This is a genomic window from Isoptericola sp. Y541, assembly GCF_059445465.1.
Window position 1 is genome coordinate 68297 of sequence record NZ_JCAIUJ010000007.1, and the last position, 22215, is coordinate 90511.

A 22215-nucleotide genomic window follows, 5' to 3' on the forward strand; every position below is an offset into this window, starting at 1 on the left:
AGCGGATCTCGACAGGCTCAACCAGCGTTGCCGCGGGCGGCCGCCTCCCGCACGGCCCGCGCGTCGGCGACGGCATCGGCGCGCTTGGCGGCCTTCTTGTCGCTGGCGCGGGTGTCGCGCGGCGGGAGCTGGACCTGTTCCTCGGCCGCGATGCCGTCGTTGAGCTCGCGGCTGCGTTCGATCTCGGCGTCGAGCTCCGCCCCGAACAGCAGCACGAGGTTGGTGATCCACAGCCACAGCAGGAAGACGATGACGCCCGCGAGGATGCCGTACGAGCCGTAGTCCCCGAATCGGCCGACGTAGAACCCGAACGCCGCCGACGCGATCGCCCACACGACGATCGCGACCACCGCGCCGGCGCTGATCCAGCGGAACCGCGGGTGCTTCACGTTGGGCGTGAAGTGATAGAGCATCGCGATCACGATCACCACGAGAATCAGCGCGACGGGCCACTTGGCGATGTTCCAGACGGTGATCGCGACGTCGCCCAGCCCGACCGCCTCGCCGACGGACCGGGCGATCGGCCCGGAGAGCACGAGGCTGGCGACGACGAGCGCCACCAGGACCACGACGACGAGCGTCAGGGCGAGCATCGCCGGCCGTAGCTTCCAGATCGGGCGACCCTCCGCGATGCCGTACACGCGGTTCATGGCCCGGCCGAAGGCGCCCACGTACCCGGAAGCCGACCACAGCGCCAGCACGAGGCCGACGACGAGCGCGACGCCCGCGCCGGTGGAGTTCGCGGCCGTGTCGACCAGGGGCTCGACGATCGCGACCATGTCCGCAGGCAGGAAGTCCTCGACCATGGTCATCACCGAGTCGATGGCCTTCTCGGCGTCGCCCACCAGGCCGAGGATCGACACGAGCGCCAGCAGCGCCGGGGCCGAGGCCAGGACGGCGTAGTACGTCAGCCCGGCCGCGAGGTCGGTGCACTGGTCGGCTCCGAACTCGCGCAGGGTGGCCTTGAGCGCCCGGCCCCCCGAGGGTCGGGGCGCGTCCGCGGGGGCGCGCGGCGTGTCGGGGACGTCGGTGCCGCGCTGGTCGCCGGGCCGGTCGCCGGGCCGGTTGTCGGGCCGGTCGTCGGGCCTGGAGCGATGCTCGCCGGTCTCGGTCATGGTGGCCTCCCTTGCTCACCCTCAGGCTCGGCGCAGCCGCGGGTGCCCGCAACGCGAACGACGGGAGCGACCTGGGACAACGCTCAGTCGGCCGTGCGGTCCGCCTCGGTCGCGAGGCGTTCCATCTCGAGGGCCGCCGCCTCGTCGCACACGAGCACGGTGGCGATGCCGCCCAGCACCGCGCCGCGCAGGCCGGCCCCGGCCTGCGCGCCGTAGCCCACGGCCACCACCTCGGGCGTGCGTACCAGCTGGTCGAGGCTGACGCCGACGACGCGGCTGTCGAGCGGCGTCACGACGCGCCTGCCCTCGGCGTCGAAGAGGCGCCCCGAGCACTCGGCGACGGCGCCGCCGGCGGCCGCCGCGCGCCGCTCGTCGCCCGTGACCTGGGGGTACACGGTGGAGCCGGTGTCGGTCCAGGCGCCGACGGCGATCACCGCGAGGTCGAGCGCGTCGGCGCGGTCGAGCGCCGCCGCGATCTCCGGCTGCCGCCGCATGCCGGCGGCGGTGGCCGGGTCGCTGACCAGCAGCGGCGACCACACCGGCCACGTGCGCACGCCGGGCATGGCGCGGAAGGTCTGGATCAGCCCGAGCGAGTCGCCGGCGCCGCTCACCGGCAGCGCCCCGACGAGCTGGACGACGTCGCACGGAGGCAGCGTGCCGAGGTGGTGCACGGCCTCCTCGATGGTGCGCGACCAGGAGACGCCGATCGTCGTGCCCGGGCGGGCGCGCTCGCCGAGCACCGTACCGAGGGCCTGGGCCACGGCTGCCCGCGCGGTGTCGAGCCCGGTCCCGGACGGCACGACCACCACCTGTCGGGCGCCGAGCCGCTCGGCGAGGCGGGCGGCTCGGTCGCCGTCCAGGTGGGCGGGCGGTGAGATCTCGATGCGCACGACGCCGGTCTCCCGCGCCTCGGTCAGGAGGCGTGCCACCTGGAACCGCGAGATGTCGTGCTGCTGGGCGATCTCCACCTTGGAGCGGCCGTCGATGTAGTAGTCGCGGCTCACCTCCACCAGGAGCCGGGCGTGCTCGGCGTCGGTCACGGAACCACCCTTCTGATCGCTGGTTGAGCTTGTCGAAACCGGATCGCTGGTTGAGCTTGTCGAAACCCGATCGCTGGTTGTGCTTGTCGAAACCCGGTTCGCGGTCTCGACAGGCTCCACCGACGTGTGAGCGCCAAGGCCTTGCTCACCTGAGCATAACGAACTACTGTCCTGGCAGATGAGCGCAGCGCCGCATCTCATCTGTGCGCATGGCTCTCGAACGGACCACTGCTCGAACCGACCAGCGACGTGAGGACAGCGATGTTCGGATCACGAACCCGGCGCAGATCCCTGGCCGCTGCGGTGAGCGCCGCCGCCATCGGGCTCGGCCTGACGGCGTGCGCCGGCGCCGGCGCCACAGGCGGGGGAGACGGCGAGCAGATCGTCGTCGCCATCGTGTCCAACCCCCAGATGCAGGATGCGATCTCGCTGCAGGACGAGTTCCGCGCCGAGCACCCCGGCATCGACGTGCGGTTCGTGAGCCTGCCGGAGAACGAGGCCCGCGCGAAGATCACCGCGTCCGTGGCCACCGGCGGCGGCGAGTTCGACGTCGTGATGATCTCCAACTACGAGACGCCGATGTGGGCCGAGAACGGCTGGATCGAGAACCTGCAGCCGTACGCCGACGCCACGGAGGGCTACGACCCCGACGACTTCGTGCCCAGCGTGCGCGAGGCGCTGTCGGTGGACGGCGACCTGTACTCGGTGCCCTTCTACGGGGAGTCGTCGTTCCTCGCGTACCGCAAGGACCTCTTCGAGCAGCAGGGCCTGACCATGCCCGACCGACCCACCTGGGACGACGTGCGCGAGCTGTCGGCGGAGCTGAACGACCCGGCCCAGGACTTCTCAGGCATCTGCCTGCGCGGCCTGGCCGGCTGGGGCGAGGTGATGGCGCCGCTGACCACCGTGATGAACACGTTCGGCGGCCAGTGGTTCGACGAGGACTGGAACGCCCGGCTCGACTCGCCCGAGGTGAAGGAGGCCGTGCAGACCTACGTCGACACGGTGCGCGAGAACGGGCAGCCCGGCGCCGCGACGTCGGGCTTCGGCGACTGCCTCACCCGCTTCGCCCAGGGCAACGCCGCCATGTGGTACGACGCAACCTCGATGGTCTCTTCCATCGAGGACCCGGCGTCGTCGACCGTGGCGGGCAAGACCGGGTACGTGCCCGCGCCGGTCGAGAAGACCGACGCCGCCGGCTGGCTGTACTCGTGGTCGCTCGCGATCCCGTCCACCAGCGAGCACAAGGACGCGGCCTGGGACTTCGTCTCCTGGATGACCGACAAGGACTACATCAGGCTGGTCGGCGAGCAGCTCTCCTGGGAGCGGGTGCCGCCCGGCAGCCGGCTGTCGACATACGAGATCCCGGAGTACGCGGAGGTCTCCGAGGCGTATGCCGACGCCACCCTGACGGCCATGAACGAGGCCACGCAGGACGCCACCATGGTGCAGCCCGTCCCGTACCCGGGCATCCAGTTCGTCGGGATCCCGGAGTTCCAGGACCTCGGCACCCGGGTGGGCCAGCAGATCTCGGCCGCCGTCGCCGGTCAGAAGACGGTGGACGCGGCGCTCGAGGAGTCCCAGCGCTACGCCGAGACCGTCGCCGAGACCTACCGAGAGAGGGGCGAGCGATGACCGCCGTCACCGCGCAGGCCGGGAGCCTCCGCCGCGCCCAGGCCCAGCGGGCCGCGCGGTCCGACAAGCACCGGTACTCGCGCGCCGAGCGCTGGCGCCGCCGTGGGCCGCTGCTGCCCGCGCTGATCTTCACGATCGTCGTCACGCAGATCCCGTTCCTCGTGACGATCTGGTACTCGCTGCGCTCGCGGAACCTGTTGAACCCGGAGTCCGACCAGTTCGTCGGGCTCGCCAACTACGCGGACATCGCCCGCGACTCGGTGTTCCGCCAGACGGCGCTCAACTCGGTGGTCATCACCCTCGGGTGCGTGCTCGTCGCGATGGTCCTGGGGATCGTGCTGGCGATCCTGCTCGACCGCCCGTTCCGCGGCCGCGGGGTGGCCCGCACGCTGCTCATCACGCCATTCCTCATCATGCCGGTCGCGAGCTCGGTGCTGTGGTCGATGGCGATGCTCAACCCCACGTACGGGCTGGTCAACTGGACGCTCGGGCTGGTCGGTATCGACCCGGTGGACTGGACCTCGACGTACCCGATCGTCGCGATCCTCATGGCCCTCGTGTGGCAGTGGACGCCGTTCATGATGCTGCTCGTGCTCGCCGGGCTGCAGGCCCAGCCGAAGGACGTGCTCGAGGCCGCCGCGATGGACGGCGCCGGGTGGTGGCGCACGTTCGGCTCGATCACGCTGCCGCAGCTGCGCCGGTACATCGAGCTGGGCGTGCTGCTCGGGATCATCTACGTGGTCAACACGTTCGACCAGATCTACCTGATGACCGCCGGCGGCCCCGGGACGGCGAGCGCCAACCTGCCGTTCTACATCTACCAGCGCGCCTTCCTCGGCTTCGACGTCGGGCAGGCCGCCGCGATGGGCGTGGTCGTCGTCATCGCCACGATCATCGTCGCCTCCCTCGCGCTGCGCCTCATCTTCCGCAGCTTCGACGTCAAGGAGTGAGCATGACCGCCACCGAAACGGCCACGCGCACACCCGCCCCGCGTCCCTTGCCCGCGCGCACCGAGCGCCGGCGCGGACGCGTCACCGGCGGCCTGCTCACGACGGTCACCTGGATCCTCGCGCTCGGGTTCTTCTTCCCCGTCCTGTGGATGGCGACGACGGCCTTCAAGCAGGAGAGCCAGGCGTCGTCGAGCCCGCCCACCTGGTTCTTCAGCCCGACGCTCGACCAGTTCCGGGCGGTGATCGGCGAGTCCGGCACCTATGTCGCGAACTCGGCGATCGCGACCGGGGTGTCGACGGTCCTCGTGCTGATCCTCGGCATCCCCGCCGCGTACGCGCTGTCGATCCGGCCGGTGGAGAAGGTCAGCGACGTGCTGTTCTTCTTCATCTCCACCAAGATGCTGCCGGTCGTGGCCGTCATCGTGCCGATCTACGTCATCGCCGGGCAGCTCAAGGTGCTCGACAACATCTGGACCCTCGTCGTGCTGTACACGGCGATGAACCTGCCCATCGCGGTGTGGATGATGCGCTCGTTCTTCCAGGAGATCCCGGCCGAGGTGCTCGAGGCCGCCGCCGTCGACGGCGCGGGGCTGATGAAGACCCTGCGCTCCGTGCTCATCCCGATGGTCGCGCCCGGCATCGCCGCGACGGCGCTCATCTGCGTGATCTTCGCGTGGAACGAGTTCTTCTTCGCGCTCAACCTCACCGCGTCGCAGGCTGCCACCGTGCCGATCTTCATCGTGTCGACGATGACGAGCGAGGGGCTGTTCCTCGCGCGGCTGTGCGCCGCGGCGCTGCTCGCATCGCTGCCGGTGATCCTCGCCGGCTGGATCGCGCAGAAGCAGCTGGTGCGCGGCCTGTCGATGGGCGCGATCAAGTAGGGCCAGGCACCCTGGGGTACATGGCACCACCGGCACCTGTGGCCCACCCGTCCCGGCGCCGGCTCCTCGCGGCGGCGCTGGCTGCCGTCGCTCCGGCCGTGGTGCTGGTCGTGGCCGCACCGTCGTTCGTGCTGCCGTACTACCTCGGGATGCTGCCGGCGACGACCGCCGCGCTCGCCTCGCCCCGGCGGCCGTGGGCGGTCGCGACGGTGACCGGGCTCCTGGCCCTGGTGGCGCCGCTGGCGGGCCGGCAGGTGTGGACGGCGACGCTCCTCGTCGTGCTCGTCTCGGCGGCCCTGGGCCTCGCGTCCCGCCGGGGTTGGACGGCGGGCGGACCGCCGGCCGCGACGACGGCCGCCATCCTCACGGTCTCACCCGTGGCGGTCGGGGCCGCCGACCCGCGCACGCTCGCCGGGTCGTGGCCGGTGGCGCTCACCGTGCTCGCGGGCGGGCTGTGGACGGCGCTGCTGGTCGCGGTCCTCACCCGTGACGCCCGCCGCCGGAGCGAGGTGCCGGCGACCGCGCCGGAGACCGCGTTCTACACGGGTGCCCTCGTGCTGCTGACCGGGGTCGGCACCTGGTGGGCGATGACCTACTACCCGGACACGCACTCGTGGTGGCTCCTGCTCACCTTCTACGTCGTCCTGGTGCCGCGCACGGGCGAGATCTCGTCGCGGGCCCTCGCCCGCGCGGGCGGCACCGTGCTCGGCGGGCTCGTCGCCGCCGGCCTCGCGGAGATCGCCCCGCCCCATGCCGTGGTCATGACGCTGGTCGTCGTCGGAGGCGTCGCGACCGTGGTCGCCTACCTGGTCGCGCCGATGTGGGTGTTCGCGGCGCTGCTCACCGTGACGGTGATCGCCGTCGCTCCCGGCGGGCCGGCCGTCGCCGGCGTGGGCGAGCGCGTGCTGCTCACCGTCGTCGGCGCCGGGGCGGCGGCGGGCGTGCTGATACTGGTGCGCGCCGTCCGCGATCGCTGGGGCGACGAGTTCCGTCGCCCCAGCCGGTCTGCCACGACATGACCAACACCGGAACCCTGGACGCACGCTTCAGCGAGGCCGCGGAGCCGACGCCGTGGCGGGAGGTCGAGGCCGCGCTGACGGCCGCGACCCTCTACCGGCTCACGACCGTGCGGGCGGACGGTCGCCCGCACGTCACGCCCCTCGTGGGGCTGTGGACCGACGACGGCTTCGTGTTCTGCACGGGCCCCGACGAGCAGAAGGCCCGCAACCTGGCCGCCGGCCCGCACGTGGCGGTGACCATCGGGTCGGAGGCGTGGGACGACGGGCTCGACGTCGTCGTCGAGGGCTCCGCCGTGCGGGTCACCGGCGAGGCGGAGCTGCGGCGCCTTGCCGACGCGTTCCGTGCCAAGTACGGCGACGCCTGGGACTTCGAGAACGACGACGAGTCGTTCGACCCGCGCGGCCAGCGGGCGCTGGTCTTCCGCGTCGTCGCCGACAAGGTCCTCGCGTTCGCCAAGTCCCCGCACGGGCAGACGTCGTTCCGTCCCTGATCTCCCGCGACCCCGCGGGGTCAGTGCGCGGTCGTCCAGGGCGCGGCCGACGCGACGTCGGCGCGGGGAATGGACCACCAGGGGGCGTCCGCACGGGAGGCATCGGCCAGGCCGTGGGCCACGCCCATAGTGACGGCCGCGGCGCACAGCACGAGCGCGACGGCGCCCGTCAGGCGGCGGGGCCAGCCCAGCCACGGCGCCCGCACGTCGCGGGCGGCGCGGAGGCGTGCGACGCCGGGGTGCGGCTCGGGTGTCGTCGTGCGCACGGCGACGGTGCCGAGCAGGGAGTCGGCGAAGGTGCGGCCGTCGCGGCGGAAGGCGGAGCGCATGTAGCCGATGAGGAAGATCGCGTCGAGCACGTGCGCGAACCAGCGCTGCACGGTACCGGACAGCCCGATGGGCCGGCCGGAACCGTCGTCGACCACCGCGACGTGCGCCACCCGCTTGCCCGGCGTCATGCCGGTGTAGGCCTGGAGGACGCCGAGCGCCAGCAGGGTCCCGGCCGTCCACGCCGCACCGCCGCTCCCGCCGGTCCCGCCGGGTTTGCCCAGGCCGGGCAGCGCGGCGAGCGTCGGCCCCGCCCCCGTCGCGAGGAAGACCACCGCCGCCACGAGCGCGGAGTCGAGCAGCGTCGCGAGAACGCGGAGCCCCCACGGTGCGCACGGCCGCTCGTCGGTGAAAGGCCCGATCGCGTCGTCGACGGCAGCCCGGGGCCCGGCCAGGCCCGCCGAAGGGCGCGGTCCGGTCGGGGTCATGGCCGGATGCTCCCACGCCGTGGACGGCGCGTCCACGGGCGGCCTGGGGCTGGCGTCAGTCGTGACCTGGGGCGACGTCCACCGTGCCGGCGTCGCCATCCACGGTGACGGTGCCGGCGTCGCGCAGGGCCTCGCTCGCGGCGGGCACGCCGAGCACCGCCGGCAGCCGCAGCTCGCGCGCGACGATCGCCGCGTGCGAGAGCAGCCCGCCCATCTCGGTGACGACCGCCGCCACGATGCCGAACAGGGGCGTCCACGCCGGGTCCGTCTCCCGGCACACGAGCACGTCGCCCGGGCGGACGGCGGTGAAGTCGTCAGGGCCACGCACCACCCGGGTGGGCCCGCTGGCCCGTCCGCCGCTGCCCGCCGTCCCCGTGAGGACCCCCCGAGTGTTGTGAGCGCGCGTTTGGCCCACCTCGGTGCTCGAAACAGGGTCATCCGCGCGCTCACAGCGGGGGGCGGGGAGGGCGGCCGTCACCGGGCGGGCCTGGAGCAGCCACACCGTGCCGTCGTCGTCCACCGCCCACTCCACGTCCTGCGGGCCGCCGAGCAGGTGTGCCACGCTCTCGCCGAGCGCGGCGAGGCGGAGCGCGGTGGCGTCGTCAAGGCAGGGGTGGTCCTGATCGGGGGTGTGGACCTCGCGGGTGGTGGTGCCGGTGAGCGTGCGGTGGGCCGCGTCATGGGCGGAGCGGTCGACCCGGGTGCGCTTGGACCCCGTGCGGCGGTCGGCGATCTGGCCGTCGACGACGGTGAACCGGTCGGGGTCGACGGCGCCCTGCACCACGCTCTCGCCGAGCCCCCACGACGCCTCGATCACGGTGCGCCCGTCGCCGGTGAACAGCACGCCGGCGGCGCGGGCGTCGACCAGGCGCTGCACCAGCACCGTGACTCCCGGCTCATCGAACGGCTCATCGAACGGCTCGTCGGACGGCTCGTCGGACGGCTCGTCGGACAGCCCGCCGGGCGGTGCACCGGCGCCGGGCTGTCGCGTCGCGGAGCGGTAGGCGACGGCGCGCCGCCCGGAGGCCGAGGCGCGGCAGGCGCGTACCGCGGCGACGACGGCGTCCGCCCCGACCACCCCGAGCACGCTGTCGTACTGCCCCGCCGCCGAGGCCGCCGGACCGTCCTCGTCGGCCGCCGACGACCGCACCGCCAGGGCCGCGTCGGCGGGTGCGCCGGTGCCCGTCAGCTCGTCGAGCCCGGCGAGGACCGCCGCGGCCAGGTCTTCGTCGACGACCGCGGCGGGCACGACGAAGCCGTCCGGCACGGGAAGCCCGAGCCGCCGCAGGCGCGCGAGCGTCGCGGCCTTGCCGCCGTGCGCCGCGGTCGCGGCGTCCAGCGGAACTGCCAGGGTCACGCTCCACCTCCGTCCCTGTGCGTCATCCATGAGCCCTCCGTCGGCGACGTTCCCGGACGGAGGTCGAGGGCCGGACGCCCACCTCCGTCCCCGTGCGTCGCCTTCCGCCGCCCGGAGAGTGACGTGCGGGGACGAAGGCCATCGTCATCAACAGCACGTTGACAACGGGATGTTGATGGTGCACGGTCGCGGGATGGATCGCAACCCCCACGACGCCGACCACGCCACGGACCAGCACGCGGCGGACGCCGAGGCCCGGGGCCGCCGCACCCTCCTCGACCTGGGCGCGGACGCGCTGAAGCCGCGCCCGTGGCAGCCGGCGTCCGTGCCACCGTCCGCGACGGACCTCGTGCGCCACTACCTGTGGCGCTCCGCCCGCGGCGAGCTCACCCCCGAGCAGGACGCCGCGGGTGCGCTCGCCGCGCTCGCCCTGGTCCCGGCGGCGCGCGCCGAGGCCGACCAGCTCGAGACGGCGGCGCTGTTCTCCGCGCGGGCGGCCGGTCACACCTGGGGGCGGATGGCCGCGGCGATGCGGCTCGGCTCGCCCCAGGCGGTACAGCAGCGCCTCGACCGGCTGGTCGCACGGTCGGGGGAGCGGTCGGGGGAGTCGTCGTGAGCGCCGCCTCGGAGCCCGGGCTGCTCGTGCTGCACGCCGTGCGCGTGCTCGGCACGGCGGACGACGCGGCCGCGGCCGCGCGTTACGGTCTGGACGTCCGCGTCGTACGAGAGACCCTGCTGGACCTCGAGGCCTACGGTCACGTGACCTGGGCGGAGTTCGTCGGGTCGGGCGGCTGGTCGCTCACCGAGCGCGGCCGAGTCGAGGACGGGCGCCTCGTCGCGGCCGAGCTGGCGGGCGACCCGACCGGGCGCGCCACCACCGTCGTTCGCGAGGTGCTCGACCCCTTCGACCCGCTCAACGGCCGCCTGCGGCAGGCGTGTACCGACTGGCAGCTGCGACCCGGTCCCGCGGGCCGGCTCGACGTCAACGACCACGGCGACGCCGTTTGGGACGGGCGGGTGCTCGACGAGCTGGCCGACGTCGTCGACGGGGTGCGGCCGCTGCTCGCGCGGCTTGCCGCCGTCCTCGACCGGTTCGCCGGCTACGACGAGCGGCTCGACGACGCGCTGGCCGCGGCGATGGGTGGTGACGGCTCGCGGGTGGCCGGGGTCGGCGCGCGGTCCGTGCACGGGGTGTGGATGGAGCTGCACGAGGACCTGCTCGCCACGGCGGGGGTGTCGCGCGGCCGGACGTGACCGCTCGGTACGTCCGCAGGACTGCCTCGAACATCGGTCGCGCCGTAGAGGCGGGACGCGGGCTCCCTACACTCCGGGCATGACCTCACCGGTGCCGTTCCCGTCGGTCGGCAGCGAGCTGCGCCGTTGGCGCGAGCTGCGATCCCTCAGCCAGCTCGCGCTCGCCACCCAGGCGGAGGTGAGCACCCGGCACCTGAGCTTCGTCGAGAACGGACGGTCCCGGCCGACGCCCGAGATGATCGTCCGGCTGGCCGGGGCGATGCAGGTGCCCTCGGGCGAGCAGAACCGACTTCTGCTGGCCGGGGGTTTCGCTCCTCGCTACCCGCACCGGGCCACCGACGACGAGGCTCTCGCGCCGGTGATGGCCGGGCTGCGGTCCCTGTTGGACGCCCACAGGCCGTACCCGGCCCTGCTCCTCGACGACCACTGGGACGTCGTGGACGCCAACGAACCCGTCGATGCGCTGGTCGCCGGCTGTGACCCGCGTCTGCTGGAGCCGCCGCTGAACGTGATCCGGCTCTGCCTGCACCCGCGAGGCCTCGCGCCGCGCATCCGCAACCTGCCCACTTGGCGCGCGCACCTGCTGCACCAGCTCGAGCAGCGCATCGCCCATACCGGCGGGGACCCGGACCTGGTCGAGCTCCAGGACGAGGTCACCGCCTACCCCTCGGGCGGAGGGCCACCCGCCCGTCCGTCGGTCGACCCCGTCGTCCCGCTGGAGATCGAGGGAAGCGACGAGGTGCTCCGCCTCTTCAGCGTGGCCAGCCGGATCGAGAGCGCCTCCGACGTCACCCTCGGTGGCCTCCATCTCGAGACCTTCCTGCCCGCCGACGACCGCACCCGGCAGCTGCTGGGTCGGTGACGGGACGCGGATCGACGCCGGTGCGCCCGCCCACCGAATTCGCCGAGCACCCGGCCCGGCGCGGCCTTGGTCAGGCCAGGGCGGCCCGCATCGCCTCCGCGGCGCCGGTCGGGTCATAGCTCGCCGGGACGCCCTCGACCATGATGATGTCGCCCTCGATGTGATCCGAGCGCAGCGGTGCGATCTCCTGGTACGCCGGTGAGGCCCACCAGTCGCGTGCTTCGTCGATCCCCGGGAAGCCGATCATCACCACGTGTCCGGGCCAGCCGCCCTCCTTGACCTCATGCTGCGTCGCGTGGACGAGGAAGCGGCCGCCGTGCGGCGCGAAGGTCCCGGCGATCCTCTCCATGTACTCGGCGATCTCCGGGTGCGGAGCAGCTTCGTACAGATGCGCGATCACGTAGGCAGCCATGGCGACGTCCCTCCCTCTCGTGGAGCCGCCCAGGTGAATGGCGGCGAGGCCCACGCTGCCCGACGTGAGGCGGTCGTGCCATGACTTGCGAGGTCATGCGCACGATCGGCCACTACGATCGTGAGAGCTCGCGGCCGCCGTGCCGCCGGGCCGATCCCGTCCCCCCGAGGAGGCCACCACCATGCCGAGCGTGCCGAGCTCCACCCGCGTCGCCGTCGTCACCGGAGCCAGCAGCGGGATCGGGGCGGCCAGCGCCCGGGCGCTGGCCGGGAGCGGGTTCGACGTCGTGCTGGGTGCGCGGCGTCTCGACCGCCTGGAGCAGGTGGCGGCCGAGATCGGCGGCGCCGCGATCGCGCTCGACGTCACGGACGACGCGTCAGTCGAGGCGTTCGCGCGGGCGGTCGACGAGCGGTTCGGACGCTGCGACCTCCTGGTCAACAACGCGGGCGGCGCGCTGGGCTCGGACTCCGTGGCGGACGCCGACCTCGCCGACTGGCAGCGCATGTACGACATCAACGTGCTCGGCACCGTGCGCGTCACGAAGGCGCTGCTGCCGAGCCTGATCGCCAGCGGCGACGGCCAGGTCATCACCATCGGCTCCATCGCGGGTCGCGAGCCCTACAAGGGCGGCGCCGGGTACAACGCGGCCAAGCACGCCGAGGCCGCGCTCACGCGGGTGCTGCGCCTCGAGCTGCTGGGCCAGCCGGTGCGGGTCAGCGAGATCGACCCCGGCATGGTGCACACCGACTTCTCGCTCGTGCGCTTCAAGGGCGACCAGGAGCGGGCCGACGCCGTCTACGCGGGCGTCGAGCCGCTCACGGCCGACGACGTCGCCGACACCGTGGCGTGGATCGCCACCCGGCCGTCGCACGTCAACGTGGACCAGGTGCTGCTCATGCCGCGGGACCAGGCCGCGGCGCAGGTGGTGCACCGTCGCGAGGCGCGTCCCTGACGACCTTGAGCCCGATGGCGCACACGATGATCCCCGCGAGGAACAGGATCTTGAGGAGCGTGACGGCCTCGGTGCCGCTGAACATCGCCCAGGCGACGGTCAGCGCCGCGCCGATGCCGGTCCAGATCGCGTAGGCCGTGCTGATCGGGATCTGCTTGGCGGCGTAGCCGAGGCCGAGCATGCTCAGGGCCAGCGCCACCACGAAGAGCGCCGTGGCCCCGGGGTTCGAGAACCCGTCGGACGCGCCGAGCGCCGTGGCCCAGACGGCCTCCAGCACGGCGCTGACCAGCAGAATCGCCCATGCCGTCCGAGCTGTCATCCGAGCTGCCATCTCAGCTCACCACCTTGAGTCCGACGACGCACCCGACCAGGCCGGCCAGGAGCAGGGCCCGGGCGACGAACAGTCGCTCCTCGCCCCGGGCGATCGCGACGACGACCGTCAGCACGGCGCCGACGCCCACCCATACCGCGTAGGCGGTGCCGACGGGGATGGTCAGCATCGCGTGCGCCAGCCCCCACATGCTCAGGGCCAGCGCGACCAGGAAGACGACGGTCGGCACCACGCGCTTGAAGCCTCTGGACGCGCTCAGGGCCGTGGCCCAGACGGCTTCGAGGACGCCGGCGGCGATCAGGATCAGCCAGTCCATTCCTGCTCATCTCCCTTCGACGGTCGTCTTCGCACGAGCGTGCGAAGATCTTTCTAGCACACTTCGCACGACTGTGCGAACATGGCGGGGTGCCGCAACGACTCGACAGGGACGAACGCCGGCGCCGGGTGTCCGAGGCCGCGTGGCGCGTCCTCGTGCGCGATGGTCTCGAGGCGCTGTCCGTCCGCAACGTCGCCGCCGAGGCCGGCCTGCCGCAGAGCTCGCTGCGCTACACCTTCCCCACCGTGGCGAGCGTGCGCGAGCGCGCGGTGGCGCTGGTCCTCGAACGCCTGGAGGAACGGGTCGACGCCGTCGACCTCGACAGCGCCGGCGGGCCGCGCGCGCTGCTCGCCCAGCTGCTGCCCCTCGACGCCGAGCGGCGCATCGAGATGGAGGCCTACCTCGCCCTCGGCACCGCGGCCATGACAGACCCGGCCCTGCGCGCCGGGCACCGCGACACCCAGGACGCGATCCGCGGGGTGTGCGCGCGGGCGCTCGCCGCGCTCACCGGCCGTGCCGCGACCGACCTCGAGGTGCGCGGGCTGCACGCCCTCGTCGACGGGCTGGCGCTGCACGTGGTGCGGCAGGACCCGGGCGACGACCCCGGATGGGCGCTCGACGTGCTCGACGCGCACCTGGCGCGTGTCGTCGTCGTCCCGCGCTGAGCCCGCGTCAGGTCGTCGAGCCGCCCACCAGCGCGTCGCCCACCTCGGAGCGCAGGTAGAGCACGGACCGGCCGGCGCGCGCGGAGGTGAGCAGGCCCGCGTCGCGCAGCACGCGCAGGTGCTGGTTGACGGCGCTGGTGGTCACGTCCAGGCGCCGGGCCAGCTCGGTGGACGACGCGGGGTGCTCGAGGGTCGTGAGCAGCCCCGCCCGCGCCCGGCCCAGCACGGCCACGAGCGCCGCGTCCGCCACGTGCTGCTCCGCCTGCCACAGCGTGCCTTTGCCGCGCGCACCGTACATGATCATCGGCGGCTCGTCGGCGGAGATGGGGGCGGACGCGCCACTGGTGAACAGCGTGGGCACCAGCGTCAGGCCCTCGCCGGTCGTGGCCCGTCGCAGATCCTTCGTCGAGCTCCCGAGCCGCGCGCTCACCACGCCGTCGGCGAAGGACACGCGGGGCGAGAGGTCGGCGAACATCGCGCCCGCGCCGTGCGCGGAGATCACCGCGCCGCGGTGCACGACATCGGCCTGGAGCACGGCGCGCATCCGCGGCCAGTACGGCGCGAAGCACGCGTCCCAGTAGGCGGTCAGCGCATCGAGCAGCCGTCGCCGCACGCGGGGGAGCAGGTCGCGGAGCGGAGCGGGGCGGCCGCCAGGGTTCAGGGCGGCGAGCTCGCGGGCGACGACGTCGTCCGCGGTCGCGGCGACGACGGCCAGCTCGTCGTCGATCCGGGTGAGCGGACTGCGCGGGCGCGGGGTGAGGAAGTCCGGCGTCCACAGCACCTCGTTGGTCAGCGCGAGCAGCATCTCGCCGTCGAGACGCGAGCGGGCCTCCTGGGTGTGCCGCAACCACGGCAGGTGGAGCGGGTAGCGGCCCGGTTCGCGCCAGGTGCGCAGCGACAGGACCAGCTCGTTCAGCGGGGAGACGGCGAACCGCACGTCGGCGAGGTCCATACCCGCCAGCTCGTAGCGCATCCATCCCATCAGCGCGTCCGTCCCGTCGTTCGTGCCGCCGCTCGTCCCAACCCGTGAGCATAGGTGAAGGGCAGCGCTACATCCTTTCGTGCCGGGCGCCGGGGCATCGCCTACTGGTGCCGTGATCCAGACCCTCTTCCCACGGGACCCCGTGGCCCGCGCCCTGACGTTCTCGACCATGGCCTTCGCCACCTCGACCGGCGTCTTCTACACGGTGTCGGTCCTGTACTTCACGCGCGTGATCGGGCTGTCGGCCGGCACGGTCGGGCTCGGCCTGGGGATCGCGGGCGGGGCGGGCGTGGTCGGGTCGTTCCTCGCGGGGCGCTGGTCGGACCGGCGCGGCGCGCACCGGGTCCAGGTGTGGGGCCTGGTGGCGCAGGCGGTGGCGCTCGCGGCATACTCGTTCAGCGCCGACGCCGTGACCTTCACCGCGGTCGCGGTCGTCGTCAGCGCGGGCCGCGGCGTGCAGGCCACCGCGCGGCTGGCGCTGCTCGCCCGCTGGTTCACCGGTCCCGAACGCGTCGAGGTACGCGCGCGGCTGCGGGTCGTGACGAACGTCCTCATCGGGCTGGGCACGCTCGCCGCAGCGGTTGCCCTCCTGCTCGACACCGCCGCGGCGTACCGCACCGCGATGGTCGCGACGGCGGTGCTGCTGCTGCTCGCGGTCGTCCCGCTGGTGCTGCTGCCGCGCCGGGTGCCAGACCTGGCCGCGCGGCTGCTCGCCGACGCTCCCGCCCCCACGCCCGGCGCCGACCCGGCGCCCGCGACCGTCGCCCCGCACCCGCTGCGCGACCGGACGTACGTGGCGAGCGTCGTCCTGAACGCCGTCGTGGCCATGCAGTTCGGCGTCATGACCGTGGGCGTGCCGCTGTGGGTCGCGACCACCGACGCCCCCACCGCCGTCGTGTCCGCGCTGCTGGTGGTCAACACCGCGATGGTGGCGCTGCTGCAGGTGCGGGCGTCGGGGGGCACGCACGACGTGCGGGGCGCGGGCCGGGCCGTGCGCCGCGGGGCCGTGCTGCTCGCGGCGGCGTGCGTGCTGTACGCGGCGGCCGGGCACGGGAGCCTCGTGGCGGCGACGGCTCTGCTGGTGCTCGCCGCCGTCGCGCACTCGCTCGGCGAGGTCATGTCCGAGGCGGGCGGCTGGGGGATGGCGTTCGAGCTCGCCGACCCGCGTCGTACCGGCGCCTACCAGGGCCTGTCGCAGACCGGCTACGCCCTGGCGGGGATGGCCGCGCCGGTGGTCGTCACCGCGCTGCCCATCCGGTTCGGCACGCCCGGCTGGCTCGTGCTGGGGGCGATCTTCGTCGCGGCGGGCGTGGGCGCCGCGGCCGTAGCGCGGCGCGCCGCGGACGCCCGGCCGGTCGAGGAGGCAGTTCAGGTCGGCAGTTGAGGCGCAGGTCGGCAGTTCGAACTGCCGACCTGAACCCGAACTGCCGACGTGATCACGTCCTGACGGCCCTGCTTGCCAGCGACGAGGAGGGCGCCCGTGACAGCACCAGCTCCGCTGCGATGGCGTCGCGGACCTGGGTGTCCGTCAGGCCGTGGTCGCGCGCCAGCTGGACGAAGCGGCGCGCGGCACCGGTGACGGCGGAACGGTCGAGAGCTGCCGGGGGAGCGGTGACGAGCGTGCCGACCCGGCGGCGCGAGCGCACCAGCCCGGTCGCCTCCAGGTCGCGATAGCTCCGGGACACCGTGCCCGGGGCGATGCCGAGGTCGTTGGCGAGCGCGCGGACCGTCGGGAGGCGTTCGCCGTCGGCCAGGGTCCCCGCGGTGATGAGCGCGGCGAGCTGGGAGCGGAGCTGCTCGTAGTGCGGCACCGTCGACGTCGTGTCCACCCCGACGGTGAGCGTCATGACCGTGCCCCCTCGGCCGAGGGGCGTGTCGTCGCCGTCGGCATCGGGTCGCGAACGGGCCATGCTGCCGCCAGCACCGTGCCGAGGCCGACGGCGACGGCGATCCAGAGGGTGATGTCACCGATGACGACGAAGCCCGGCGCGGGGGGTCCGGACGTCCCGTCGACGCCGGGGCTGCCGAGCCCGAGCATGCGCAGCGACAGCCCGGCCAGGCCGAGGACGCCCGCGAGCGCGAGGCCGAGGACGAGCTGCGCCACCCGGGCGACACGACGCGCCATCCGCCGTCGGAGCCACATGTCCCACGTCTCGTCGACGTCCCAGACGGCAGGCCGCAGGGCCACGAGCCGGAGGACCGCCTCCGTCAGCGCCGCGGCGACGAGCGCCGCCACGAGGATCGGGACGGTCCAGAGCCAACCGGGGAACGGGCCCACAGTGTGCACGACCCGGCCCGCCTCGATGCGCGAGATGGTGCGGGGCCCGGACGCGGCGAGGCCGAGGACGACCGTAACGACGGCGAGCGCGCCCACCACGATCCACACGCGTCGTCGTGCCCAGGTCGCGACGACGTCCGATGTCGTCCGGGTGACCAGGCGTGCCTGCCGGCTCTCGCCGCGGGGCCTCGGCCACGTGAGCTCTCCGACGGCGCTGACGCCGAGGAACCCCCAGAGGCCGAGCAGCGGGAGGACGGCGATGGTGCGCGTCGGGATCTGCACCGGCAGGAGGACGACGGCCCACAGCACCGGGGCGGCGAACCCGACGGCGAGGAGGGCGAAGGCCGTCGCACTGGTGAGGGTCGCGTGCCGCACGGCGCGGATCCCGGCCGCAGTCGGTGCAGTCGTCCGACGGCCGTCCCACCAGAGCAGGGCAGCTGCGGCGAGGGCCGCCGCGGCGAGCAGCGCCCCCGGCGAGAGGGGGGATCCCCCGATGACGATCCAGTTCACGGACGGCTCCGTTCGGGCGTACGTCTGACTATTGATCATGAACTATGAACTTTGAACCGAGCCTCGTCAAGAGGTCCACCGCGCAGACCTGTCCTGTTCGCCCGAGAATGCGGGAGTGACGGACGACGAGACCTCAGGAACCGGATCCGCGGAGTGGTTCGTCGGGACGCACGGCCCGCCGGTCGACGCCGCCGACGACGCGCACGCCGCGCGCTGGGTGCACGCGACGGACAAGCGGGCGTTCCTCGACGCGGCCGCGGCGATCGACCCGGCGCTGCACGAGCGTCTCAGCGGGGTGCACGCCATCGCGCGGGAGCTGCCGCGGCGCCCGACGGCCGCGGTGCGGTGGCTCGACGACGACTGGGTGGCCGTCGTCACCCCGACCGTGTGGTTCACGGAGGACGACCGCCAGGCGCACACGGGCGAGCTCGGCATCCTCGCCGGGCCGGACGCGGTGCTGACGTACGAGGCCGGCGGCGCGAGGGTGCACGAGCGGGCGCTCGAGCGGCTGCGCGGTGCGGGCTCGACGCACGGCGAGGGGGCGCAGCGGATCGCGCTGGCCATCGTGCTCGGCCTGGTGGGGGAGGCGTCGGACGTCGAGGTGGAGCTCGGGGACGCGGTGGCGGACACGGAGCGGATCGTCTTCGATCCCGACGTGGAGGACCCGGTGCAGCGGATCTACGACCTCAAGCGCGAGATCACTGAGGCGCGACGGGCGCTGCTGCCGATCGCAGCGGAGCTGCCGGAGCTTACCGACACGAGCGACTCCCATCGCGTCGTCGCGGACGGGCGCTCGCTGGATCGCGTCGCGTCGACCGTCGAACGGGTCGACCGCCACCTCGACGCCCACGACGACCTGCTCTCCGACATGCTGCAGGTACACCTGTCGCAGGTGTCCGTGCGGCAGAACGAGGACATGCGGAAGATCTCCGCCTGGGCGGCGATCCTGGTGTATCCCACCGTGGTGGCCGGCATCTACGGCATGAACTTCACGCACATGCCCGAGCAGCACTGGCTGCTCGGCTACCCGTTCGCGCTGGCGCTCATGGTGGTGGGCTGCGTGGTGCTGTATCGCGTCTTCCGGCGCGTGGGGTGGCTGTGACGCCGCGGCTGCCGTCTCGCGGTCCGGTCGAGGTCAGGGCCCTCCGCTAACCTGTGCGCTCCAGGCGCCCGGCGGAGGGATGGTCCCGTGCAGCTGCTCGTGGTCGAGGACGACGATCATGTCGCCGGCGCGCTCGTGTCCGTGCTCGGGCGGCACGGCTACGAGGTGGTCCGGGCGCGCGACGGCGCGTCCGCGCTCCAGGAGCTGAGCCCGGGCACCGACCTGGTGCTGCTCGACCTGTCGTTGCCCGACATCGACGGCTTCGAGGTCTGCCGCCGCATCCGCCGCGTCTCCGACACCCCGATCATCATGGTCACCGCCCGCACCCGCCTCGACGCCCGCATCCGCGGCCTCGAGCTGGGCGCGGACGACTACGTGACCAAGCCGTACGACGTGCGTGAGGTGCTCGCGCGCATCGACGCCGTGCTGCGCCGCGGCCGCGGCCGCGAGTGGGACGGCCCGCGGGCGGACGCCGCGGCGGCCCGGGTGCGGGTGCGCGGAGTCGTGGTGGACCTGGCGCGCCGCGAGGTGCGCCGTGCGGTGGGCTCGACCGTCGAGCTCACTCGCAAGGAGTTCGACCTGCTCGCCCTGCTGGTGCGGCAGCGCGGCTCGGTGCTCACGCGCGAGCGCATCCTGCGCGACGTGTGGGGGTCCAGCTGGAAGGGGCTCGGCCGCACGTTGGAGGTGCACGTCGCGTCGCTGCGCCGCAAGCTCGGCGAGCCGGATGTGGTCGAGACGGTGCGCGGCGTGGGCTACCGCGTGGCCGCGCCGGACGGTGCCAACGGTGCCGACAGCGGCGACAGTGCCGGAGGTACCGAAGGTGCCGCGCACGGCGGCGCGGGGGCCTAGGCGTCGATGCGGACCCGGCTGGCGATCATCCTCTTCGTGCCGTGCGTGCTCGTGCTGGCGCTGCTCGGCGCCGCGTACGCGGGCAACGTGGCGCGCGCCAACCAGCAGGAGGTCTACCTCGACCGCCTCGCGGACGCCGGATACCTCGTCATCACGGCCCGCCAGTCGCTCGCTGCCGACGCCCCGGAGATCGTCAAGGGCGACCTGGACCGCTACCGGGAGGTGTACGGCGTCGACGCGGCCGTCGTCGACCAGTCCGGCGCCACGTGGGCCTCCAGCGGGCTCGACGTCGAGCAGGTCGAAGAGCGGCAGGCGGCCCTCGCCGGACGGCGCGGCGAGTCGGTGCTGAGCTCCCTGCCGTGGAAGGCGGCCCGGGTGGTGGTGGCGGAGCCGGTGTACGACGGCGGGGACCTGGTCGGCGCGGTCGTCACGGTCTCCGACGCGGACGAGGTGTCGCGCAGCATCTGGTCGAGCTGGGGGATCCTCGTCGCGGCCGGCCTGGTGATGTGCGTGCTCGCCGTCGTCATCGCCCATCGCACCGCCGGCTGGGTGTTGCGCCCGGTGCGGGCGGTCGACACGGCGATGGGCGAGATCGGCCGCGGCCGCCTCGACGCGCGCATCCCGCCGTCGGCGGGCCCGCCCGAGCTGCGGGAGGTCATCACGCGCTTCAACGCGATGGCCGCGCAGGTGGAGCACTCCATGAACCGGCAGCAGGAGTTCGTCTCGAACGCCTCGCACGAACTGCGCAACCCGCTCAACGCCCTGATGCTTCGGGTCGAGGACCTGGCCCTGTCGACGCAGCCCGAGCACGCCACCGAGGTGGCGCACGTGCGCGCCGAGGCGGTGCGTCTGGCGCACATCCTGGACGCCCTCCTGCTGCTGGCCGACGACGCGAACCTCGCCGCCGGCGCGCACCCCGTGGACGTGACGGAGCTGGTCGCGCGGCGGGTGGACGGGTGGCGGGTGCTCGCCGTCGGCCGGGAGCTGCACGTCGAGGGCCATGTCGAGGGCCACGGCGAGGCCTGGGCCGAGGTGAACGAGATCGTGCTCGAGTGCGCCTTCGACGCGGTGATGGACAACGCGGTGAAGTTCTCCCCGGAAGGCGGGCGGGTGGACGTCACGGTGACGGCGGTGCCCGACGGCACGACGGGCGAGAGCACGGAGCGCGGACCCGTGGGGGGCCTGGTGGAGATCGCCCTCCGCGACCAGGGTCCCGGCGTGCCGCAGGAGGAGCTTGAGCGGCTCGCGGAGCGGTTCTGGCGCTCGCCCGGGCACAGCACGGTGCGCGGCTCGGGGCTCGGCCTGGCGATCGCCTCGGAGCTGCTCGCGACCGGCGGCGGCGGGCTGCGGCTCTCCCTGCCGGACGGCGGCGGCCTCGAGGTGCGGCTGCGGGTGCCGGCGCTGCCTGAGGGCGGCGCGTCGTGAGCGCTCTGGTGGTCGCGTCGACCCGCGCCCACCGCGCCCACCGCGCCCACCGCCCAGCGGCGCCGCTCGCCGCTGGGCTGCTCGCGCTGCTGGTGCTGGCGGGCTGTGTCGGGGGCGAGGCCCCCGACGACCCGTGGGAGGGGCAGCGCCCCGACGCGCTCACCGTCTCTACCGGCGGCTCGACCGGCATCTACCACGGGTACGGCGTCGGCCTCGCGGAGGCGCTGGAGGAGCGCTACGGCGTGCCCGTCGAGGTGACCGAGACCGGCGGGTCGGTGGAGAACCTGGAGAGCCTGGCGGCCGGCACGTCGCAGATCGCGTTCAGCGCCGCGGACGCCGCGCGCGACGCCGTGGCCGGCGACGGCGAGTTCGCCGAGCCGCTCGACGTGCGCGCCCTCGCGCGCATCTACGACGACTTCGTGCACCTCGTGGTGCCCGCGGACTCGGACGTCCGCACCCTCGCCGACCTGCGGGGCAAGCGCGTCTCCCTCGGCGCGCCCCGTTCCGGCACCGCGCTGATCGCGAACCGGGTGCTCGCGGCCGCCGACCTGCCCGCCGAGAAGCTCACCGGCTCCAGCCTCGGCCTCGACGAGTCCATCACGGCCCTGCGGGCAGGGGAGATCGACGCGTTCTTCTGGTCCGGCGGCCTGCGCACCCCCGGACTGACGGCGCTCGTGGACGACACCCCGGTGCGCCTGGTGCCCCTCGGCGACGTGGTCGAGGAGGTGCGCTCCATGTACGGCAGCGGCTACCGGCACGGCATCGTGCCCGAGGGGATGTACGGGTCCCCGGCGGCGGTCGAGACCCTCGCCGTGCCGAACTTCCTCATGGTGCGCGCGGACATGCCCACGGCGGAGGCCCGCACGCTGGTGTCCACGCTGTTCGACGCACGGTCCCAGATCTCCGCGCAGGTGCCGTCGGCGGCCAACCTGGACCGGGTGCGGGCGATCTTCACCGACCCGGTGGAGCTGCATCCCGGCGCGCTGCGGTACTACCGGGCCACCAAGGACTGATCTACCGGGTTGATCTACCGG

Annotated in this window: 25 protein-coding genes; 15 read left to right on the forward strand and 10 right to left on the reverse strand. The window is 73.7% G+C overall.

Annotated features, from left to right (window positions below; translation table 11 throughout):
- Positions 1-17: 17 nt before the first annotated feature.
- Positions 18-1115: a YihY/virulence factor BrkB family protein gene (locus AC1C2V_RS15400; RefSeq protein WP_495390513.1), complete on the reverse strand. Its 1098-nt coding sequence runs from the start codon at positions 1113-1115 to the stop codon at positions 18-20.
- Positions 1116-1198: 83 nt separating this feature from the next.
- Positions 1199-2155 (reverse strand): sugar-binding transcriptional regulator, encoded by a 957-nt coding sequence (locus AC1C2V_RS15405; protein WP_495390514.1) that lies wholly within the window; start codon positions 2153-2155, stop codon positions 1199-1201.
- A gap of 261 nt (positions 2156-2416) precedes the next feature.
- Between AC1C2V_RS15405 and AC1C2V_RS15410 the strand changes: the two genes are divergently transcribed.
- Genes AC1C2V_RS15410 through AC1C2V_RS15430 form a run of 5 tightly spaced genes read left to right on the forward strand, consistent with a single transcriptional unit; the run spans position 2417 to position 7131 of the window.
- The gene (locus AC1C2V_RS15410) at positions 2417-3790 is read left to right on the forward strand and encodes an ABC transporter substrate-binding protein (protein ID WP_495390515.1); all 1374 of its coding nucleotides are present in this window, start codon (positions 2417-2419) and stop codon (positions 3788-3790) included.
- Positions 3787-4740: a carbohydrate ABC transporter permease gene (locus AC1C2V_RS15415; protein WP_495390516.1), complete on the forward strand. Its 954-nt coding sequence runs from the start codon at positions 3787-3789 to the stop codon at positions 4738-4740. Before AC1C2V_RS15410 ends, AC1C2V_RS15415 begins: the two co-directional genes overlap by 4 nt.
- 2 nt (positions 4741-4742) lie before the next feature.
- The gene (locus tag AC1C2V_RS15420) at positions 4743-5621 is read left to right on the forward strand and encodes a carbohydrate ABC transporter permease (RefSeq protein WP_495390517.1); all 879 of its coding nucleotides are present in this window, start codon (positions 4743-4745) and stop codon (positions 5619-5621) included.
- A gap of 20 nt (positions 5622-5641) precedes the next feature.
- Positions 5642-6640, forward strand: a complete 999-nt coding sequence (locus tag AC1C2V_RS15425; protein WP_495390518.1) for an FUSC family protein — start codon at positions 5642-5644, stop codon at positions 6638-6640.
- Entirely contained in the window at positions 6637-7131 is a 495-nt protein-coding gene (locus AC1C2V_RS15430) for a pyridoxamine 5'-phosphate oxidase family protein (RefSeq protein WP_495390519.1), read from the forward strand. The genes AC1C2V_RS15425 and AC1C2V_RS15430 overlap by 4 nt, the downstream gene beginning before the upstream one ends.
- A gap of 20 nt (positions 7132-7151) precedes the next feature.
- Here the strand turns inward: AC1C2V_RS15430 and AC1C2V_RS15435 are convergent, their stop codons facing one another.
- Positions 7152-7886: an RDD family protein gene (locus AC1C2V_RS15435; protein WP_495390520.1), complete on the reverse strand. Its 735-nt coding sequence runs from the start codon at positions 7884-7886 to the stop codon at positions 7152-7154.
- 55 nt (positions 7887-7941) lie between these two features.
- Positions 7942-9243 carry a PEP/pyruvate-binding domain-containing protein gene (locus AC1C2V_RS15440; RefSeq protein ID WP_495390521.1) on the reverse strand — a complete coding sequence of 434 codons (1302 nt, stop codon included), beginning with the start codon at positions 9241-9243 and terminating at the stop codon, positions 7942-7944.
- 193 nt (positions 9244-9436) lie between these two features.
- Here AC1C2V_RS15440 and AC1C2V_RS15445 point away from each other — a divergent pair, with 193 nt between their 5' ends.
- From AC1C2V_RS15445 to AC1C2V_RS15455, 3 genes are all read left to right on the forward strand, one after another.
- Positions 9437-9859, forward strand: a complete 423-nt coding sequence (locus AC1C2V_RS15445) for a DNA-binding protein (RefSeq protein ID WP_495390522.1) — start codon at positions 9437-9439, stop codon at positions 9857-9859.
- A complete protein-coding gene (locus AC1C2V_RS15450; RefSeq protein WP_495390523.1) occupies positions 9856-10497 on the forward strand; it encodes a transcriptional regulator in 642 nt (213 codons plus the stop codon). Before AC1C2V_RS15445 ends, AC1C2V_RS15450 begins: the two co-directional genes overlap by 4 nt.
- A gap of 79 nt (positions 10498-10576) precedes the next feature.
- Positions 10577-11359, forward strand: coding sequence for a helix-turn-helix domain-containing protein (locus AC1C2V_RS15455; RefSeq protein WP_495390524.1), 783 nt, complete (start codon positions 10577-10579; stop codon positions 11357-11359).
- Between the two features lie 70 nt (positions 11360-11429).
- Here the strand turns inward: AC1C2V_RS15455 and AC1C2V_RS15460 are convergent, their stop codons facing one another.
- Positions 11430-11771 carry a DUF1330 domain-containing protein gene (locus AC1C2V_RS15460; RefSeq protein ID WP_495390525.1) on the reverse strand — a complete coding sequence of 114 codons (342 nt, stop codon included), beginning with the start codon at positions 11769-11771 and terminating at the stop codon, positions 11430-11432.
- Between the two features lie 181 nt (positions 11772-11952).
- Here AC1C2V_RS15460 and AC1C2V_RS15465 point away from each other — a divergent pair, with 181 nt between their 5' ends.
- On the forward strand, positions 11953-12723 hold the full coding sequence (locus AC1C2V_RS15465) for an SDR family NAD(P)-dependent oxidoreductase (protein WP_495390526.1): 771 nt from the start codon (positions 11953-11955) through the stop codon (positions 12721-12723).
- Here AC1C2V_RS15465 and AC1C2V_RS15470 read toward each other — a convergent pair.
- Positions 12665-13042, reverse strand: coding sequence for a DMT family transporter (locus AC1C2V_RS15470; protein ID WP_495390527.1), 378 nt, complete (start codon positions 13040-13042; stop codon positions 12665-12667). The genes AC1C2V_RS15465 and AC1C2V_RS15470 overlap by 59 nt on opposite strands.
- 13 nt (positions 13043-13055) lie before the next feature.
- Positions 13056-13370, reverse strand: a complete 315-nt coding sequence (locus AC1C2V_RS15475) for a DMT family transporter (RefSeq protein ID WP_495390528.1) — start codon at positions 13368-13370, stop codon at positions 13056-13058.
- An 89-nt stretch (positions 13371-13459) separates the two neighbouring features.
- On the opposite strand from AC1C2V_RS15475, the gene AC1C2V_RS15480 reads away from it, so the two are divergent.
- Positions 13460-14035, forward strand: coding sequence for a TetR/AcrR family transcriptional regulator (locus AC1C2V_RS15480; protein ID WP_495390529.1), 576 nt, complete (start codon positions 13460-13462; stop codon positions 14033-14035).
- 7 nt (positions 14036-14042) lie between these two features.
- Here AC1C2V_RS15480 and AC1C2V_RS15485 read toward each other — a convergent pair whose 3' ends face one another.
- Positions 14043-15017, reverse strand: a complete 975-nt coding sequence (locus AC1C2V_RS15485) for an ArsR/SmtB family transcription factor (RefSeq protein WP_495390530.1) — start codon at positions 15015-15017, stop codon at positions 14043-14045.
- Positions 15018-15129: 112 nt separating this feature from the next.
- On the opposite strand from AC1C2V_RS15485, the gene AC1C2V_RS15490 reads away from it, so the two are divergent.
- The gene (locus tag AC1C2V_RS15490; protein WP_495390531.1) at positions 15130-16401 is read left to right on the forward strand and encodes an MFS transporter; all 1272 of its coding nucleotides are present in this window, start codon (positions 15130-15132) and stop codon (positions 16399-16401) included.
- A 52-nt stretch (positions 16402-16453) separates the two neighbouring features.
- Here the strand turns inward: AC1C2V_RS15490 and AC1C2V_RS15495 are convergent, their stop codons facing one another.
- Together AC1C2V_RS15495 and AC1C2V_RS15500 are read right to left on the reverse strand one after the other, a co-directional pair.
- Positions 16454-16864: a GntR family transcriptional regulator gene (locus tag AC1C2V_RS15495; protein WP_495390532.1), complete on the reverse strand. Its 411-nt coding sequence runs from the start codon at positions 16862-16864 to the stop codon at positions 16454-16456.
- Positions 16861-17805: a hypothetical protein gene (locus tag AC1C2V_RS15500; RefSeq protein ID WP_495390533.1), complete on the reverse strand. Its 945-nt coding sequence runs from the start codon at positions 17803-17805 to the stop codon at positions 16861-16863. Before AC1C2V_RS15500 ends, AC1C2V_RS15495 begins: the two co-directional genes overlap by 4 nt.
- Positions 17806-17920: 115 nt before the next feature.
- On the opposite strand from AC1C2V_RS15500, the gene AC1C2V_RS15505 reads away from it, so the two are divergent.
- The 4 genes from AC1C2V_RS15505 (at position 17921) to AC1C2V_RS15520 (ending at position 22194) form a co-directional block, all read left to right on the forward strand.
- Positions 17921-18907, forward strand: a complete 987-nt coding sequence (locus AC1C2V_RS15505) for a CorA family divalent cation transporter (protein WP_495390534.1) — start codon at positions 17921-17923, stop codon at positions 18905-18907.
- A gap of 87 nt (positions 18908-18994) precedes the next feature.
- On the forward strand, positions 18995-19756 hold the full coding sequence (locus AC1C2V_RS15510) for a response regulator transcription factor (RefSeq protein WP_495390535.1): 762 nt from the start codon (positions 18995-18997) through the stop codon (positions 19754-19756).
- Between the two features lie 6 nt (positions 19757-19762).
- Entirely contained in the window at positions 19763-21181 is a 1419-nt protein-coding gene (locus AC1C2V_RS15515; protein ID WP_495390536.1) for a sensor histidine kinase, read from the forward strand.
- Complete coding sequence (locus AC1C2V_RS15520) at positions 21178-22194, forward strand: TAXI family TRAP transporter solute-binding subunit (RefSeq protein ID WP_495390537.1); 1017 nt, start codon at positions 21178-21180, stop codon at positions 22192-22194. Before AC1C2V_RS15515 ends, AC1C2V_RS15520 begins: the two co-directional genes overlap by 4 nt.
- The last annotated feature ends 21 nt before the right edge of the window (positions 22195-22215 follow it).